This window comes from Sediminivirga luteola (assembly GCF_014639315.1).
Taxonomy (GTDB): Bacteria; Actinomycetota; Actinomycetes; order Actinomycetales; family Brevibacteriaceae; genus Sediminivirga; species Sediminivirga luteola.
Genome location: NZ_BMFY01000026.1, coordinates 1 through 15,349 on the forward strand (window position 1 = coordinate 1; position 15,349 = coordinate 15,349).

12 protein-coding genes and 3 pseudogenes are annotated in these 15,349 nt (G+C 65.7%); 6 read left to right on the forward strand and 9 right to left on the reverse strand.

Features of this window, described 5'->3' with window-relative positions:
* A pseudogene (locus tag IEW13_RS16855) lies at nt 1-319 on the forward strand (hypothetical protein); the annotation flags it as partial.
* 574 nt (nt 320-893) lie between these two features.
* Complete coding sequence (locus tag IEW13_RS16860; RefSeq protein ID WP_188552079.1) at nt 894-1,778, forward strand: fructose bisphosphate aldolase; 885 nt, start codon at nt 894-896, stop codon at nt 1,776-1,778.
* A gap of 87 nt (nt 1,779-1,865) precedes the next feature.
* Here the strand turns inward: IEW13_RS16860 and IEW13_RS16865 are convergent, their stop codons facing one another.
* The 9 genes and pseudogenes from IEW13_RS16865 to IEW13_RS16905 form a co-directional block, all read right to left on the reverse strand.
* On the reverse strand, nt 1,866-2,918 hold the full coding sequence (locus IEW13_RS16865) for a type II glyceraldehyde-3-phosphate dehydrogenase (RefSeq protein WP_188552080.1): 1,053 nt from the start codon (nt 2,916-2,918) through the stop codon (nt 1,866-1,868).
* A gap of 58 nt (nt 2,919-2,976) precedes the next feature.
* Nucleotides 2,977-3,609: a DUF305 domain-containing protein gene (locus IEW13_RS16870; RefSeq protein ID WP_188552081.1), complete on the reverse strand. Its 633-nt coding sequence runs from the start codon at nt 3,607-3,609 to the stop codon at nt 2,977-2,979.
* On the reverse strand, nt 3,606-5,825 hold the full coding sequence (locus tag IEW13_RS16875; protein WP_188552082.1) for a copper-translocating P-type ATPase: 2,220 nt from the start codon (nt 5,823-5,825) through the stop codon (nt 3,606-3,608). Before IEW13_RS16875 ends, IEW13_RS16870 begins: the two co-directional genes overlap by 4 nt.
* A 33-nt stretch (nt 5,826-5,858) precedes the next feature.
* The gene (locus tag IEW13_RS16880; RefSeq protein ID WP_094450695.1) at nt 5,859-6,182 is read right to left on the reverse strand and encodes a heavy-metal-associated domain-containing protein; all 324 of its coding nucleotides are present in this window, start codon (nt 6,180-6,182) and stop codon (nt 5,859-5,861) included.
* Nucleotides 6,183-6,276: 94 nt separating this feature from the next.
* Nucleotides 6,277-7,395 (reverse strand): sensor histidine kinase, encoded by a 1,119-nt coding sequence (locus IEW13_RS16885; protein ID WP_188552083.1) that lies wholly within the window; start codon nt 7,393-7,395, stop codon nt 6,277-6,279.
* A complete protein-coding gene (locus IEW13_RS16890) occupies nt 7,392-8,105 on the reverse strand; it encodes a response regulator (RefSeq protein ID WP_188552084.1) in 714 nt (237 codons plus the stop codon). Before IEW13_RS16890 ends, IEW13_RS16885 begins: the two co-directional genes overlap by 4 nt.
* A gap of 74 nt (nt 8,106-8,179) precedes the next feature.
* A complete protein-coding gene (locus tag IEW13_RS16895) occupies nt 8,180-9,118 on the reverse strand; it encodes a cation diffusion facilitator family transporter (RefSeq protein ID WP_188552085.1) in 939 nt (312 codons plus the stop codon).
* Between the two features lie 298 nt (nt 9,119-9,416).
* Nucleotides 9,417-11,630 (reverse strand): annotated as a pseudogene (locus tag IEW13_RS16900) (glycoside hydrolase family 65 protein); the annotation flags it as partial.
* A gap of 143 nt (nt 11,631-11,773) precedes the next feature.
* Nucleotides 11,774-12,805 carry a hypothetical protein gene (locus tag IEW13_RS16905; RefSeq protein WP_188552086.1) on the reverse strand — a complete coding sequence of 344 codons (1,032 nt, stop codon included), beginning with the start codon at nt 12,803-12,805 and terminating at the stop codon, nt 11,774-11,776.
* A 191-nt stretch (nt 12,806-12,996) separates the two neighbouring features.
* Between IEW13_RS16905 and IEW13_RS16910 the strand changes: the two genes are divergently transcribed.
* The 4 genes and pseudogenes from IEW13_RS16910 to IEW13_RS16925 all read left to right on the forward strand — a co-directional run.
* A complete protein-coding gene (locus tag IEW13_RS16910) occupies nt 12,997-13,611 on the forward strand; it encodes a TlpA family protein disulfide reductase (RefSeq protein ID WP_229745274.1) in 615 nt (204 codons plus the stop codon).
* Complete coding sequence (locus tag IEW13_RS16915; protein WP_272905699.1) at nt 13,611-14,387, forward strand: cytochrome c biogenesis CcdA family protein; 777 nt, start codon at nt 13,611-13,613, stop codon at nt 14,385-14,387. Before IEW13_RS16910 ends, IEW13_RS16915 begins: the two co-directional genes overlap by 1 nt.
* 90 nt (nt 14,388-14,477) lie before the next feature.
* The gene (locus IEW13_RS16920; protein ID WP_373283603.1) at nt 14,478-15,059 is read left to right on the forward strand and encodes a CueP family metal-binding protein; all 582 of its coding nucleotides are present in this window, start codon (nt 14,478-14,480) and stop codon (nt 15,057-15,059) included.
* A gap of 32 nt (nt 15,060-15,091) precedes the next feature.
* Nucleotides 15,092-15,349: pseudogene (locus IEW13_RS16925) on the forward strand (hypothetical protein); the annotation flags it as partial.

A 15,349-nucleotide genomic window follows, 5' to 3' on the forward strand; every position in this document is an offset into this window, starting at 1 on the left:
AGGGAGCGGGCATGGTACACATCCTTCCAGGCCGCCCAGTGGGCAAGCCAGATCAGATGTCACCTATCGGTGCGGCAGTCCCGTCAACCGTGCAGCAATAGAGAAGACAGGGAACCCACAGGCCAAGTTCCTCCACTGCCTGCCAGCATTCCATGACAAGAAGACGAAGCTTGGCCGGGAGATCATGGAGCAGACCGGCATGGATGACGGACTGGAGGTGACCGACGAAGTGTTCGAGTCGCCACAGAGCATCGTCTTCGACCAAGCCGAAAACCGGCTCCACACCATCAAAGCCGTACTCGTCGCGACACTCGGGTAAAGCAGTGAGCGTTCTCCGCGAGTCAGGCCATCGTGATGCTGGTCCGACGCTGGGTTAATCCATGGTTTATATCTCTGCCCCCGCGAGGGCCAACCTCGTGGAAATCCACGTAGCGAGCACAACGAAAACCCATTCGAGCCTGTGAGCCCGGGCTCGTCGACGTTGGTGCCACAATCTCGAACGGCCTCGCCCACGCCCTAAGTATCAAACAGCACGGGGCACTGCTCGCCTCCCAAGAGGAGTGCACTCAAGTTGTAGTCGGTCCGGCCGCGGGCCTGATGTTCGGAACTGACCAGTGATGCCTGTGGCCTGACGACACGACAGAGTACGGCCCATGAAATTCTTTGATGGATCTTCAAGGCGCAGAGGATCCAGTCCTTACCGTCGGCCATCTACGCTTTCCCTAACGGGAGGCGAAGCCCGCCGTTGACATGACTCGACATCAGCGGCATCACGGTCGCAGGTGAGGTGACGACAGGAAATCTATCCTGGGAGTGGCAGATCCAAGCTTGCGCTCAGAGGTCTGGGAACGGCCTACCGTTGGTCAGGACTCGTCGAAACAGAAGGTTCTCAGATGGATTCAGAGAAATTGGAAAGAATCAGGGGCGGTGCGGGTTTCATCGCGGCGTTGGATCAGAGCGGGGGCAGCACGCCGCAGGCGCTGAGGCTCTACGGGATCAGCGAGGATTCCTATTCCAGCCCGGCGGAGATGTTCGATCTGGTGCACCGGATGCGCGCCCGTATCATCACCAGTCCGGCGTTCGACGGTGAGCGCATCCTGGGCTCGATCCTGTTCGAAGACACGATGGACCGGGAGATCGACGGGCGTCCGACGGGTGAGTACCTGTGGGAGGTGAAGGGAATCGTGCCGTTCCTCAAGATCGACAAGGGACTGGCAGCGCAGACCCACGGTGCCCAGGTCATGAAGCCCATCCCCGAGCTGGACGCCCTGCTGACCCGCGCGGTGGGCAGGCGCATGTTCGGCACGAAGATGCGCTCGGTCATCAAGGCGCCCGGAGGTGGGCTAGATGCCGTCGTCGCCCAGCAGTTCACCATCGCGCGGCAGATCCTGCGGTTCGGGTTGGTGCCCATCGTGGAGCCCGAGGTCGACATCCACTCCCCCGACAAGGCCGGGGCCGAGAACCAGTTGCGCACTGCCATCCGGGAAGAGCTCGACGGGCTCGGCGAGGATCAGCCGGTCATCCTCAAACTGACCCTGCCGGAGCGTGATGATCACTACCGTGAGTTCGTGGACCATCCGCGGGTGGTGCGGGTGTTGGCGCTGTCGGGCGGCTATTCCCGCGCGGAAGCCAACACCCGCCTGGCCCGCAACCCGGGGATGATCGCCAGTTTCTCCCGCGCCCTGACGGAAGGGCTGACCGCCGGCCAGAGTGATGCAGAATTCGACGCTGCCCTGGATGGAGCGATTGCGTCGATCGTGGCTGCCTCACGCACCTGACGCACCTGCTCGGGGTAGACATGGCGATGGCTGCCCGGAGGACGTCATCTCCGGGCAGCCATCGCCTTCTTCTGTCGGTCCTGGTGCTCAGTTGTGCGCTAGTGATTTCACGAAATCGCGGCGCACCTTCAGCGCTGTGTCGGTGCGGTGAATGGATTCTTCACCGTCCTCGACTGACCCGGCCAGGGCGCGGATGGCGTCGATGTTCTCCGGGGTCACGATGGCCTGGTTGTCGACCGTATACGTGCAGAACAGTTCGGTGCCGTCCACGGTGAGGATGTCTTCCCAGACTGCGACTTCGTACATGTCCCCGCGGGGCCTGCCGAGGTCCTGCATCAACTCGGCGGTGCTGTTGACCGCCACGATGCCATCGGAGCGCCGGACGAAGGCGATCCTGGGCACCGCCCGGAACGCCTCGAGGACCTCGGCCTTCTCGACGGGACGGGTGAGCTCGATCGTCCAGTAGTGCAGGTGGTTCTGGGTATGGGCCCCTTTCGCCGCCATGGTGACGACGTCGAGGTCAGGGACCACCGTCTGGGCGTCGGGTCCCTGGTGGCTGGGAATGCGCCCCTCGGGGACGATCGTGTTCATGATCCCGGAGTGGTCGGACTCCCAGGGGTCGGTGGCGCGTCGGATGAGCACTCCGCGTGCCTTCGACAGCAGCCCGACGTTCTTCAGCGCGGTGAGGGTGCGCACGGTCGCGGTGGTATTGCACGAGACGACCCGGGTGGTGTCGCGGCCGCGGGCGGAGCTGTAGTTGGCGTGAGCCACGAAGGAATGTCCCGTGAGATCGTGCTTCTCCCCGCCCTGAAACACGGACTTCACTCCATGCGCCCGGTAGAGGTCGAGGTTTCCGGCCCCGACTTTGGCCGGGGTGCAGTCCACGACGACATCAACCTGATCGAGCAGGTCAGGCAGCTCACCCGCCACGGCATGCCCGGAGGCGCGCATCTCCTGATGGGCCTCAGAGGTGGAGGCGAAGACGGGGATGTCACGCGCGGCGGCGGCCGCGACCCGGTAATCGGCGGTGATGTCGCTGACGCCGATGAGTGCCATGTCGTGTTGGGCCCGGACGGCGTCGGCGACGCGTTTGCCGATGACCCCGTACCCGTTCACCGCGACTTTGATCTTGGTGTCCATGCTCATTCCTTTCGAGGTGGTGCGCTGGCGTGACCCCGGTCGGCTCGTCGCCGGGTGGTCAGAGTTCGTCGAGCATCGTCTTCATCTCCTGGATCTCTGCTTCCTGGTCTTCGATGACCTGCTCGGCCAGGGCTTTCGCCTGTGGGTTCTGCCCGTCGGCGACCTGCTGTTCGGCCATTTCGACGGCACCCTCGTGGTGTCTGGTCATCTGTTCCAGGTACAGCTTCGCGGCCTCCGTGCCGGTGGCGTCTTCGAGCTGCTGCATGTCGTCCTCGCTCATCATCCCGCTCATGCCGCCGTGACCGCCCATGTCACCCATGTCACCCGTGCCCATGGGTTCCTGGCCCCAGGCTTCGAGCATGGCGTTCATCCGGTCGATCTCAGGCCCCTGCGCATCGATCACGCCTTGGGCGAAGTCGGCGACGTTCTGCGGGATGTCATCCTTGGCCAACAGGGTCTCGCTCATCTCCACGGCCTGCTGATGGTGCGGGATCATCATCTGCGCGAACATCACGTCAGCGTCGTTGTGCTCCTCGGAGATCTCCTCACCGGAGCCGGCGGTGTCGGTGGCGACCGAGGTCTCAGGGGCGGGATCTGCCCCTGTGCCGGCGGGGTCGGCGTTCCCGGCGCATGCCGAGAGGATCAGCGTGCCGGCGACGGCTGCCGCAACTGCCAGTGGGGTGCGCTTCATGATGTGACCTTTCCTTGGTGGTGGACGGTTTCCGGTCGGGACGTCTCGGCGGGGGTCGGTGCCAGCCATGCCGGGTCGAGTTCGGTGCGGCGCAGCAGCTGGGCGTTGAGCGCGACGATAATGGTCGACAGGGACATCAGGATCGCGCCGACGGCCGGGGAGAGCACGAACCCGATGGGGGCCAGGACTCCGGCGGCCAGCGGAACGGCGATAACGTTGTAGCCGGTCGCCCAGACCAGGTTCTGGATCATCTTGCGGTAGCTGGCCCGCGACAGATCGATCATCGACAGCACTGCTCGCGGGTCGTCGCTGGCCAGCACGACGCCGGCCGATTCCATCGCCACGTCGGTGCCGGCCCCGATCGCGATGCCGACGTCGGCCCGGGCAAGGGCGGGGGCGTCGTTGACGCCGTCGCCGACCATCGCCACCGACAGTCCCCTGTTCTGCAGATCGATGACGGCGGAGTCCTTGTCCTGCGGGAGCACCTCGGCGAACACCTCATCGATACCGAGGTCTCGTCCCACGGCGTCGGCGACCTGCTGCGCGTCGCCGGTGATGAGCGCGACCTTCACACCGCGTTCCTGCAAGGCGTGGACTGCGGCTCGGGACTCCGGCCGTACCTGGTCCTCCAGGGCGACCGCCCCGATTATCGTCCGGTCCTGGACGATGTGCAGGACGCTGGCGCCGCGCTGGGTCCATTCCTCGACGTCGGCTGCGATCTCGGTCGGGGATTCCAGCCCGTAGTCGCGCAGCATGTTGGGACCGCCCACGGTGATCTCGGAACCCTCGACAATGGCACGGACCCCGCGACCGGCGGCTGCGGTGAACTCGCTGGCCTGCAGGCGCGCCGCGGCCGCTTCCGCGTTTTCGGCTGCCGCTGCGGTGATCGCCCGTGCCACCGGGTGTTCGCTGTTGGCCTCGGCGGCGGCAGCCAGCGCCAACACGCGGCCTGCGCTGATTCCTGACACATGCGCGGTCCCGGTGACCGCGTGCGCGCCCTGCGTGAGAGTGCCGGTCTTGTCGAAGAGCACGATATCGATCGAGCGCATCCGCTCCAGCGCGAGCCGGTCCTTGATGAGCAAGCCTGACCGGGCGGCCTTCTCAGTCGAGATAGAGATCACCAGCGGAATCGCCAGTCCGAGTGCGTGCGGGCAGGCGATGATCAGCACTGTGACGGTGCGGATGACGGCCTGGTCCGGCGCGCCCAGCAGCGTCCAGACGAGTGCAGTGATGATGCCGGCCCCCAACGCGAACCAGAACAGCAGCGCTGCGGCACGATCGGCCAGCGCCTGCGCCCGCGACGACGATGCCTGCGCGTCGGCGACCATCCGCTGAATGCCGGCCAGGGCAGTCTCGCCGCCAGTGGCTTCCACGGTCAGACGCACCGCGTTGTCCGTGGCGACGGTGCCGGCCACGATCTTGTCACCGAGCTCACGCAGGACGGGTTTGGACTCACCAGTGATCATGGACTCATCGAACTCGGCGTGCCCGTCGATGATGCGGCCGTCGGCAGGCACCCGGGCCCCGGACCGGACCAGCACCGTGTCACCCGTCCGCAGTTCAGCGATCGGGACGGTGACGATCCCGGACTCGGTGACCTTCTCCGCCTCGTCGGGCAACAGCTCGGCCAGCGCGTCGAGCGCACCGGATGCCGCACCGAGGGCGCGCATCTCCAGCCAGTGCCCCAACAGCATGATGGTGACCAGCAGCGCCAGCTCCCACCAGAAGTCGAGCATGAAGTCGCCGATGCCCAAGCTGGTGGCCCAGGAGGCGACGAAGGCCACCGTGATGGCCATCGCGATCAGCAGCATCATCCCCGGCTGCCGTGATTTCAGCTCATTGAGCCCGCCCTTGAGAAAGGGCATGCCGCCGTAGACGTAGATGACGGTGCCCAGCACCGGGGCGATCCAGGCCGAGCCGAAGAACTCGGGCACCTGGTAGCCGAGCAGGTCGGCGACCATGTGGCTGAAGATGACGACCGGCACCGACAGGATCAGGCTGACCCAGAACCGGTTCCGGAACATCGCAACACTGTGCCCGGCGTGCTCCCCGTGGCCTGCATGCTCGTCATGGTCGTGCCCGGCATGACCACCGTGGGCCGGTGCCGGGCGTTCATCGAGGGCTGAGTGCCCGTGTCCCTGCGGCATCGCCTGTCCGTGGCTGCCCGCGTCGAGGTGATCGTCGTGGTGCTGGTGGTGGTGCTCCGGATTGCTCATCGTTGTCCTTCACAGTCGGGGATGGGTAGCCGATCAGGCTTCTGCTGCGGGGTAACCGGCCGCGGAAAGCGCCGATTGCAGCGCCGCAGAGTCCACCGGTGCGCTGCTGTTCACCGTGACAGTGGACTGGCCGTGGGGCACCAGCGTGACGTCCACCTGGGCGTTCGCATCCAGTGTTTGCACGACGTTGGTTACCCGCGAGGCGCAGCCCTGGCAGGTCAGCCCCTCCACTGCGAGCGTGACCGTGGAGACCGGCTCAGCACTGCTGCCGGTTGCGTTTGTAGTGGCGGTGTCGGCTGGTGCGCAGCAGGCACATCCTGCCGATGCGAGGGGCAGCTGGCGGGAGGATGCGGTCATGATGTGCTCCTGACTAGTGGGCTCGGAGAGGTGGAGAGAGCCTCCAACAACCCGACTATACCCCCATGGGGTATGTGAGTAAAGGTGTTTGTTCTCACGGGTAGGCCTTTCCAGGGGTGCGGGGCAGTTCGATGGTGAACCCCGAGCCGTGTCCGGGGCCGGCGGAGGAGGCGGTGAGGGTGCCGCCGTGAGCTGCGATGAGGGCATGGGAGATCGTCAGGCCGATGCCGGAGCCGCCGTGGTCGCGGTCGCGGGCGGTGTCGCCGCGGTAGAAGCGTTCGAAGACGTGGGTGAGCTGGTCGGCGGTCATGCCGTCGCCGGTGTCGGTGACGCGGATGAGCACGGTGTCGCTGGTGCCGGTGGCGGTGAGGGAGACGGTTCCCTTCGGTGGGGTGTGGCGCAGGGCGTTCGATAGGAGGTTGTCGAGGACTTGTGCCAACCGTTGCCGGTCGGCGATCACAATGTCGGCATCGAGGTCGGCTGCGGTGGTGAGCGTCACTCCCTTGGCCGCATAGTTCTCCTCGACGGTGGCAGCGCAAGTTTCGAGCAGCTCAGCGACGGGCACGGGGGTCGGGTCGAGGTCGATGCGGCCTTCCTCGGCGCGGGACACGTCGTCGATGTCTTCGACAAGGCGTGTCAGGCGTGCCAGCTGTTCGGCCATCACGGCGTGGGTGGTGGGATTCCACTCCACGACCTCGTCCTGCAGCCCCTCGAGGTAGACGGAGATGACCGAGACCGGTGTGCTCATCTCGTGGGCGAGGTCGGACAGAATGCGCTGCCGCGTCTCCTCGGTGCGGGTCAGCTGGTCGGCCATCATGTTGAACGCCCGGGCCAGGGAATCGAGCTCGACGCCGGCCCCGAGCACCGGAACGCGCACCTCATAGTTGCCATGGGCAACTTCGGCTGCCGCAGCGGTGAGCTGTTCCAGCGGGGTGCGGATCGTGCGGGAGAGCAGGAAGCTGGCCAGGAGCGCGCAGGCCAGACCGGTGCCCAGGGCCACTGCCAGAGTGATCAGGTTCGCGTCGCGGTAGGCCTGCTCGACATGGAACAGTTCCGAGGATCCCCCCGGGATGCCGGCCATTTCCAGGTGTTCGTGGAACAGCGGGGGCCCGGCCACGGTGGCGACTGCCACCGCGCCGAGCAGGCTTGCCGCCACCACGATCAGCTGCGTGGCGAACAGGCGGGCGGCCAAGCCGGAGTTGCGCAGCCTCATCGGAGCACCATTCGATAGCCGACGCCGCGGACGGTCTCGATGAGGCCGCCACCGTCGGGCTCCTCGCCGAGCTTGCGCCGCAGGTGGCCGATGTGGACATCGACGATCCGTTCATCGCCGACCCACGACGTGTCCCAGACGGCGTCGATGAGCTGCCGGCGGGAGAGCGCGCGGTGGGGTGCTGCAGACAAGGCGACCAGCAGGTCGAACTCGGTGCGCGTCAGGGGAAGCACCGCGTCAGCCCGCCGGACCTCGTGGCCGGCGAGGTCGATGGTGAGATCACCGACGACGCGGACGGAATCCTGGGGTGGGTTTCCGGTGCGGGGACGCCTGAGCACGGCGTGGACTCGGGCGACCAGTTCCCGGACGCTGAAGGGCTTGGTGATGTAGTCATCCGCACCGGCGGCAAGCCCCATCAGCTTGTCGTTCTCCCCGCCCCGGGCGGTCAGGATCAGCACGTAGCACTCCGACATCGCCCGCACGCGGCGGCAGACCTCGATTCCGTCGAGCCCGGGCAGTCCGAGGTCGAGGATCAGCACGTCAGGCTCCTCGGCCCTGACGCTGTCGAGCGCCTGGACTCCGGTGTGTGCCTGCTCAACGTGGAAGCCGTCTCGACTCAGATAGGTCGCCACCATCTGCGCCAGAGGCTTTTCATCCTCGGCAACGACGATGCGTCCGCCAGAGTGGTGGTCGGTTCGTTCAGCCCGCATGTACCCAGTCTGTCCCCAGTGCTGGCGGCACACAGCCCTCAGCGCCCGCTGCGGCCGGAATCTTCGTCAAACCTTCAAATGCCCGGGTCTGTCCCGCGCTCGGGGGGTCTGGTGATGTCGATGCTCGTGGCGGCCTCGGCCGGGCAGGTGCGCTCGATCTGCAGCGTGGAGAAGTAGACGTCGAACCGGTCGGTGAGCAAATCGGTCGCCTGTTCCAGCACGGCCTCATGCTGGGCCGGGTTGGCCACGTGCAGGTGCGCGGAGAAGACGGTGCGCCCTGAGGTGATGGTCCAGGCGTGCACGTGGTGGACGTCCTCAACTCCGTCGATCTCCTCCAGGGCTGCGATCGCCGCCGGCAGGTCGAGGTGTTCGGGGGTGCCCTGGAGCAGGATCCTCAGGGCCGACCGGATGATGGTCCACGATGCCCACAGCAGCACCACGCCGAAGACCATGCCCAGCAGCGGGTCGATCGCGAGGAAGCCGGTCAGTCGGATGACCACCGCGGAGATGATGATGATGAGGCTGCCGACAAAGGTCTGCAGGATGTGCCAGAACGCGCCCTTGATGTTCAGGTTCGTCTTCTGACGTTGGTAGAGCAGCCAGAATGCGATGAGCTCGGTGACAATGCCACCGGCGGCCACCCAGAGCATCACCGTGGTGGGCAGCTCGATCGGATCGGCCAGCCGCATGGCTCCCATGTAGAACACGTAGGCGGCCATCAGGGTGAGGAAGAGTCCGTTGAACAGCGCCCCGATGATCTCCGCACGGGCCCACCCGAAAGTCTCCTTCGCAGTGGCGGGGCGTTGGCTCAGACGCTGGGCGACCAGCGCGATCAGCACCCCGCCGACAGCCGAAAACGTGTGGAAGGCATCGGAGATCACCGCGACCGATCCGGACCACAGCCCGATGACCAATTCGATGACGAAATACACTCCCGTCAGCCACCCGGAGATGCGCAGCGCTCGGCTGTCTCCTGCGGTGGGGAGGTGTGTACTGTGGCTGTCCTGGCTCATGGCTTCTTCCTAGGGGAGATCGTGGGGATGTGATAACGGCGGTCGCGGTGGCGTCTCTCCGGCGATCAGGCTTCCAGCAAGGTCGACTTTCCAGACGTCGCCAGGCCCGAGTGTCCTCTCGATGCCCTCGGCACAGATCCGCACCGNCGGCATCCAGCCCGTCGGGAAGCACCGGGTGCAACCACAAGATATCGGCGCGAGTCTCCACGCCGCCGTAGCAGCGCAGAATCATATCGGCGGTGCCGGCCATAGCACCGATGTGAACGCCTTCACGCGTCGTTCCGCCTTGAGTGTCGGCGAGGTCGGCTTGGAGAGCCTGTTCGAGCATCGACCATGAGTGCTTCCGATCAGTTCGTGCAAGAACCCAGGCGTGGACGACGCGGCTCAGGGTCGACCCGTGGCTGGTGCGGTCGAGGTAGTAGCGGACTGTGCGTGGGATCGCGTCGGCAGGCAGACCGTACCCCAGGCGCTCGAGGACCCCACGGAGTTCTTCGGCGGAAAACAGATAGAACAGCATGAGGACATCGGCTTGCTTCGAAAGCTTGTACCGGTTCGTCGTGTCACCTTCGGCTTGCAGGATGAGGTCCAGGCGGCCGATGTTGGCATGCCGGGCGCGATAGTGCTCCCAGTCGAACTCTTCCAGCGCTTCATAGCCTTCGAACTGGCTGATGATGCCGTCGGTCAGCCACGGCACCCTCAATCGGCGGCTGATCCTGTCCCAGCGCCGCGTCTCTCCATCGGTCAGGCGCAAACGGGTCCAGAGGTCGCCGCAGTCGTGCCCGGCCAGCAGGGCCACGACATCCTGCGCTCGGGCCAGGACCCAGGCGGCAAGCACGTTGGTATACGCATTATTGCGAAGCCCCTCACCGGGCGCGCCGGGATAACCGTCGTGAAACTCGTCCGGTCCCATCACGCCGGTGATGTCGAAACGATCATCGCGGGGGTCATGGATCGAGACGCTGCTGAATAGGCGCGCGACTTCCACGATCATCTCAGCGCCGTAGTCTGCGAGAAAACCCACATCAGCTGTGGACTGGTAGTACTGCCAGGCGCTGTAGGCCACCCCCAGCCCCACATGCAGCTGTCGGTGGGAGTTGTCCGGCATCCACTGCCCGTTCCTGACGTTGAACAGGGCAGGAGGAGTCTCCTCCCTCCCGTCGCTGCCTGACTGCCATGGAAACAGGGCACCGTCGAGTCCGGCTTCGCGGGCAGCCGCACGGGCCGCGGCGAGGCGCCTGTGCCGATACAGCAGGAAAGCCCGGGTCAGCTCGGGCCGACGCAATGTGAGCATCGGGAAGACGAACAGCTCGTCCCAGAAAATATGGCCCCGGTATCCTTCGCCGTGCAACCCTCGTGCGGGCAGTCCGGCATCCAGATCAGGATCCGCCGCCGCGACGGTCTGCAGGACGTGGAAGATGTGCAGGTTCAGCGCCAGCTGCTGGGCCACGCCGGTCTGCAGGCCAACACCGAAGCGCGCCCATAACTGGTTCCAGGCCTCCTCGTGGTCCGCCAGGAGCTCGTCGAAGTCAGCAGTTCTTCTGATCCTGCCGGCCGCATCCAGGGCGGGAGTGGAAATCCCGCGGTCCCTTGAGGTGGCGACAGCGACGGTCTTGCTGAGTTGGACCGCAGACCCGGCTTGCACCTGAACGAGAATCTCCTGTCCAGTCCGTGTTCCCGGCTGATAGCACCGAGCCGCTTCTGCCCTGGCAGGGCTGATCCGGGTACGCGCCGCCAAGGCGACTCCGACGAGGGACTGACTGGTGGTCGTGCTGTGAAGCACCGTCTCCTGATCGAGCTGCCGCGACTCTCCGGCAGTCAGATGCGCATTGGGAAGATCGCGATCGGCGAGGACGTTGGCGTTGGTGACGTCCCCGTTCACTGCGGAGTCGATCCTCAGCTCTCCGGACCAGTTCTCTGCCTCTACCGTGATTTCGAGTGCAGCCACCCGCGGATCAACCACCGAATGCAGCTGGCGCGAACTCACGCGGGTGATGCGGCCTTCGTCATCCCGGTACCGATTGGTGCGCTCAAGCACTCCCCTGCGCAGGTCGAGCACCTGACGGTGGCTGATCATCTCGGGACTGCAGGGTCGCAGGTACGTCCCGCCGACCGGCTGTATGCGCACGTAGGTCCAATCGGGCATGTTGACCAGGTGCTCGACCTCGCTGTCCCGGCCTCCCAGGTCGGACATCAGCCTGTTGTACACCCCGGCGAAGTAGGTCCCGGGATAATGCGTCCCGTCGGCGACGCTGCCCAATGCCGCCCCCCGAGTCGCCCAGTACCCGTTGCCCAACGTGCACAGCGCTTCCCGGGTCTGTTCCTGCGCCGGGTCGAAGCGGTCGTAGATCAGCTTCCACCCGTCGGCCGGATGGACGTCGGCGCCCCCGCACCACCACCGTCGTTGCCGGGCACTCCGCGAATCCTCGCAGGGTGGTTCCGGGAGGTGCTTGAGGTGCATGATTCTCGCTGCTTCCCTGTCTTCCGCAGATGACTCCGGCCCATCGGCATCCATACGTGGGCTTTCATCGGTGACGGCGCGCGGACAACAAGCGTCGGCGCGCACTTTCGACGGTATCGACGATCTTCCGGGGGGTGAAGCGCTTCCGTGTGAAGATTCGTTGAAGAATCCACAGCCGCTTGCTGACCGCCGCTGATCTACGTCACGGCTTTCTTGGCCGCCCCTAGTTTTGGGATGCCAGGGCTTCCGGAGAGGGCACGTGAGGAGTCGGCTCGGCTGCCGAGGATGAGGAGGGTGAGAAGGACGCCGTACATGGGCAGGTGCCCGATGAGTTCGGCCGTGCCGAACAGGGCCAGGGTCGCGGTGAAGGGGACGGCGGTCACGAGGGCGATGAGCTGCGGCAGGGCACCGGAGATCAGCAGCAGGCCCAGGGCAAGTTCGACCCCGCCGGCGATCAGTGCGAAGCTCTCCGGGGTGACGCCGAGGGGCGCCAGGACGTTAAGCGCTGGCACCTGCTCGAGCATCGCCCGGGCCATGTGTGGGTTAGCGAGTTTTTCGCTGATGGCCAAGCCGATCAGCGAGACTCCGGCCCCGAGTCTGAGCGCCAGCCCTGCTCTGGACAGCGTCCGGGCATCGAGCGCACCGCGGGAGCCTTCCGTTGCGCGCGGGGGCAGGACGAAGAGGAACACTGCGCTGCCCACGAGTACCGCTGTACTGGCCACCGACTCCCATCCGGAGGCAACGGTGATGCCGGTGGCGGTAAGCACGATCGCGACGGCTGCAATGCGCACGAAGACCCCGGCGATCAGCATCACGCCCACGATGATCTGCGGCACGAGCAGGAGGGCTTCCCACCTGTCCGGCGCTCGAAAGGTGGGGCTGAGGACCGCACCGGAGAAGGAGAGGACAATCAGGCTGAGACCCACATGCAAGGCCAGAATGCGCGGCGCCCACGGTGCCAGCACCGCCAGGAGGCGTGCCGGTTTGAACGCTGACAGTTCCGGCACCGGCAGCCGCGAGGCGGCGGCCCGCCCCAGGAGAGTGACCACGACGGCCACGACGACTCCAAGCAGGACGCCCGGGCGCAGCAACGCCGCACCGTCGACCGGATAGTCCTGAGGGTCAGCAACGAACCACTGCTGATGTGCGACAGCCGGGGTCACGCTGCCGGCTGCGATGAGAACTCCCCCGACGAGCGCGACCACAGCGCGCCTGACGACCGTGAGCACAGCAGTGAACCTCCAGAGGGGGCAGGCGTGGCGGACGGTCTCAAGTATGTGGCCCGAGAACTGCGCGACTGCCCCGCCACCAGGCCGTGAACCGGCATTCTTTATCAAAGCTTCAAGAATCCCGGTCGTTTCACCATCGGCAGCTCGACCAGAATGGAGGGAATCGTTTTCCTGCGAGTCGAAGAAGAAGGATGCTCTCACCTCTGTCGCGTCGTTCGATGATCCGCCGGTCAGGCTCGTTGACCGTCCTCCTCGCGCTTGGCCTGGCCGGGTGCGGCAGCGATGCCGACGAGTTGGCCGACCAGGTGCCGGAGGTCAATGAGCAGGGCTATATTTCCGGGGCCGGGGTCATCACCCAACTGCCCATCGGTGAGCGGGGTGAGCCGATCGAGTTGGCCGGCGAGTACACCGACGGCACTGCCTTCGACCTTGCCGACTGGCGTGGGGCCCCGGTGGTGCTCAACCTCTGGTACGCCGCCTGCCCCCCGTGCCGCAAGGAAGCACCGGCGTTGCAGGCCAACTACGAGCGGTACCAAGAAGACGGCGTGAAGTTCTTGGGCATCAATGTTCGCGATGAGGCACCGGCCGCCGACGCGTTCGCCAGGACGTTTGATCTGACGTTTCCGTCCATGCTGGATCAGGACGGCCTCGGCGTCGCTGCGCTCGGTTCGGTGCTGCCCGCGCAGGCGGTCCCGTCCACCGTCGTCTTGGACGCTCAGGGCAGGGCGGCGGCGCGGGTGATGGGAGCTGTGGACGCGTCGACCCTCGAAGCGTTGATTGGTGACGTGCTGGAGGAGTCGGCGTGATGGTGCTGGCCTCCATCGGTGAGACCTTTTCGCAGACCGCCTTGTCCGGTCCGATGCTGTTGGCGATCCCGGTGGCCGTCCTGGCCGGGGCGGTGTCGTTCTTCTCCCCGTGCGTCCTGCCGCTGGTCCCCGGTTACGTCGGCTACGTCACCGGGTTGGGTGCCGCCGCCTTGACCGACCGGAAGATCAGCCGGGTGGTCATCGGGGTCTCCCTGTTCATTGCCGGCTTCGCCGTGGTCTTCGTGTCGATGGGCCTGGCGTTCAGTCTCGCCGGTGTCTTGCTCAGCCAGTGGGCCGATGTCCTCAACCGCGTGATGGGCGTGGTCGTCATCATCGCCGGCATCGTGTTCATGGGCGGGATCGGCATGTTCCAGCGCACCGCCCGCATCACCAAGCGTCCACCGGCCGGGCTGTGGGGCGCCCCCGCCCTGGGTGCCACCTTCGCGTTCAGTTGGGCCCCGTGCATGGGTCCCACACTCGCGGCGGTGCTGGCGCTGTCGACCAGCTTCGGGGTCACCGGCACCGACGGCATCTGGCGCGGTGCCCTGCTGACGCTGATGTACTGCCTCGGACTGGGAGTGCCGTTCATCGTCGTGGCCGTGCTCATCGTCAAGGGCACCGGCAGGCTGCAGTGGGCCAGAGACCACCACCTGCTGATCAGCCGGATCGGCGGGGCGATGCTCATCATCATCGGCGTGCTGCTCGTCAGCGGCGTCTGGACCCAGTGGGTCAACAGCCTGCAAGGCATGATCGGCGGATTCGAAACCATCATCTGACACACCCCCGACCATTCAGTGAGACCACGCGTGGGCAGTCGTCACTCCTGCGCATGCTGACCCTCGGGCACCGGCCCGAACGACAAGGAGATGAACGTGAAACGAGTAGCGATCGCTGCAGCGACACTCTCGCTGGTGCTGGCAGGATGCGCGCCGGCAGCAGACGCCGAACCATCACCAAGCACCGACTCGCAGGCTGAGTTCCTTGCCACTTACGACCTCGACGACATGGATGCCGTCGAGATCATCGATCATCTGGACCAGCTCGAGACAGCCGACAGGCCAGCAGACCTGATCGCATCTGTCTATCCCGATGAGCTGGTGCTGACCGACAACAGGCAGGAAGTGGTCCTGGACCTGCCGCAGAACCTGTCATACGTGTCGATCGCCCCCTACGTCGAGCAGACACATGACTGCTTCTATCACAGCCTGACCACTTGCCAGGGTGAGCTCAGCAACGCAACCGTCGACGTCGAAATCACCGACAGCACTACTGGGGACGTCGTGGTCGACGAGCAGGTGGCCACCTTCGACAACGGGTTCGTCGGCTTCTGGGTGCCCAGCGACATCGACGGCACCATTGAGATCAGCTACGACGGCCGGACAGGCGCCTCGGACTTCACCACCACCGACGAAGGCGCCACCTGCATCACCGACCTGCAACTCACCTAAAAAGCAGCGGTGGGCGAAGCGAGACCGTGACCATGAAGCCGTTGCATCAGGAACGGGCGGCAACATCGACGCAGCAGTCCGACTCCACCAGCGGATCCGGCGCGCCCGGAGCGACCCCGCCGACGAAGGCAGCACCGGCCGACATCGGGTTCGTGGGGCTGCTGCGGTGGGCGTGGCGGCAGCTGACCACCATGCGAGCGGCGCTGATCCTGCTGCTCATGCTGGCGCTGGCCATCATCCCGGCTTCCCTGCTGCCCCAGCGCATCCAGGATCCGGCCCGGGTGGCAAGC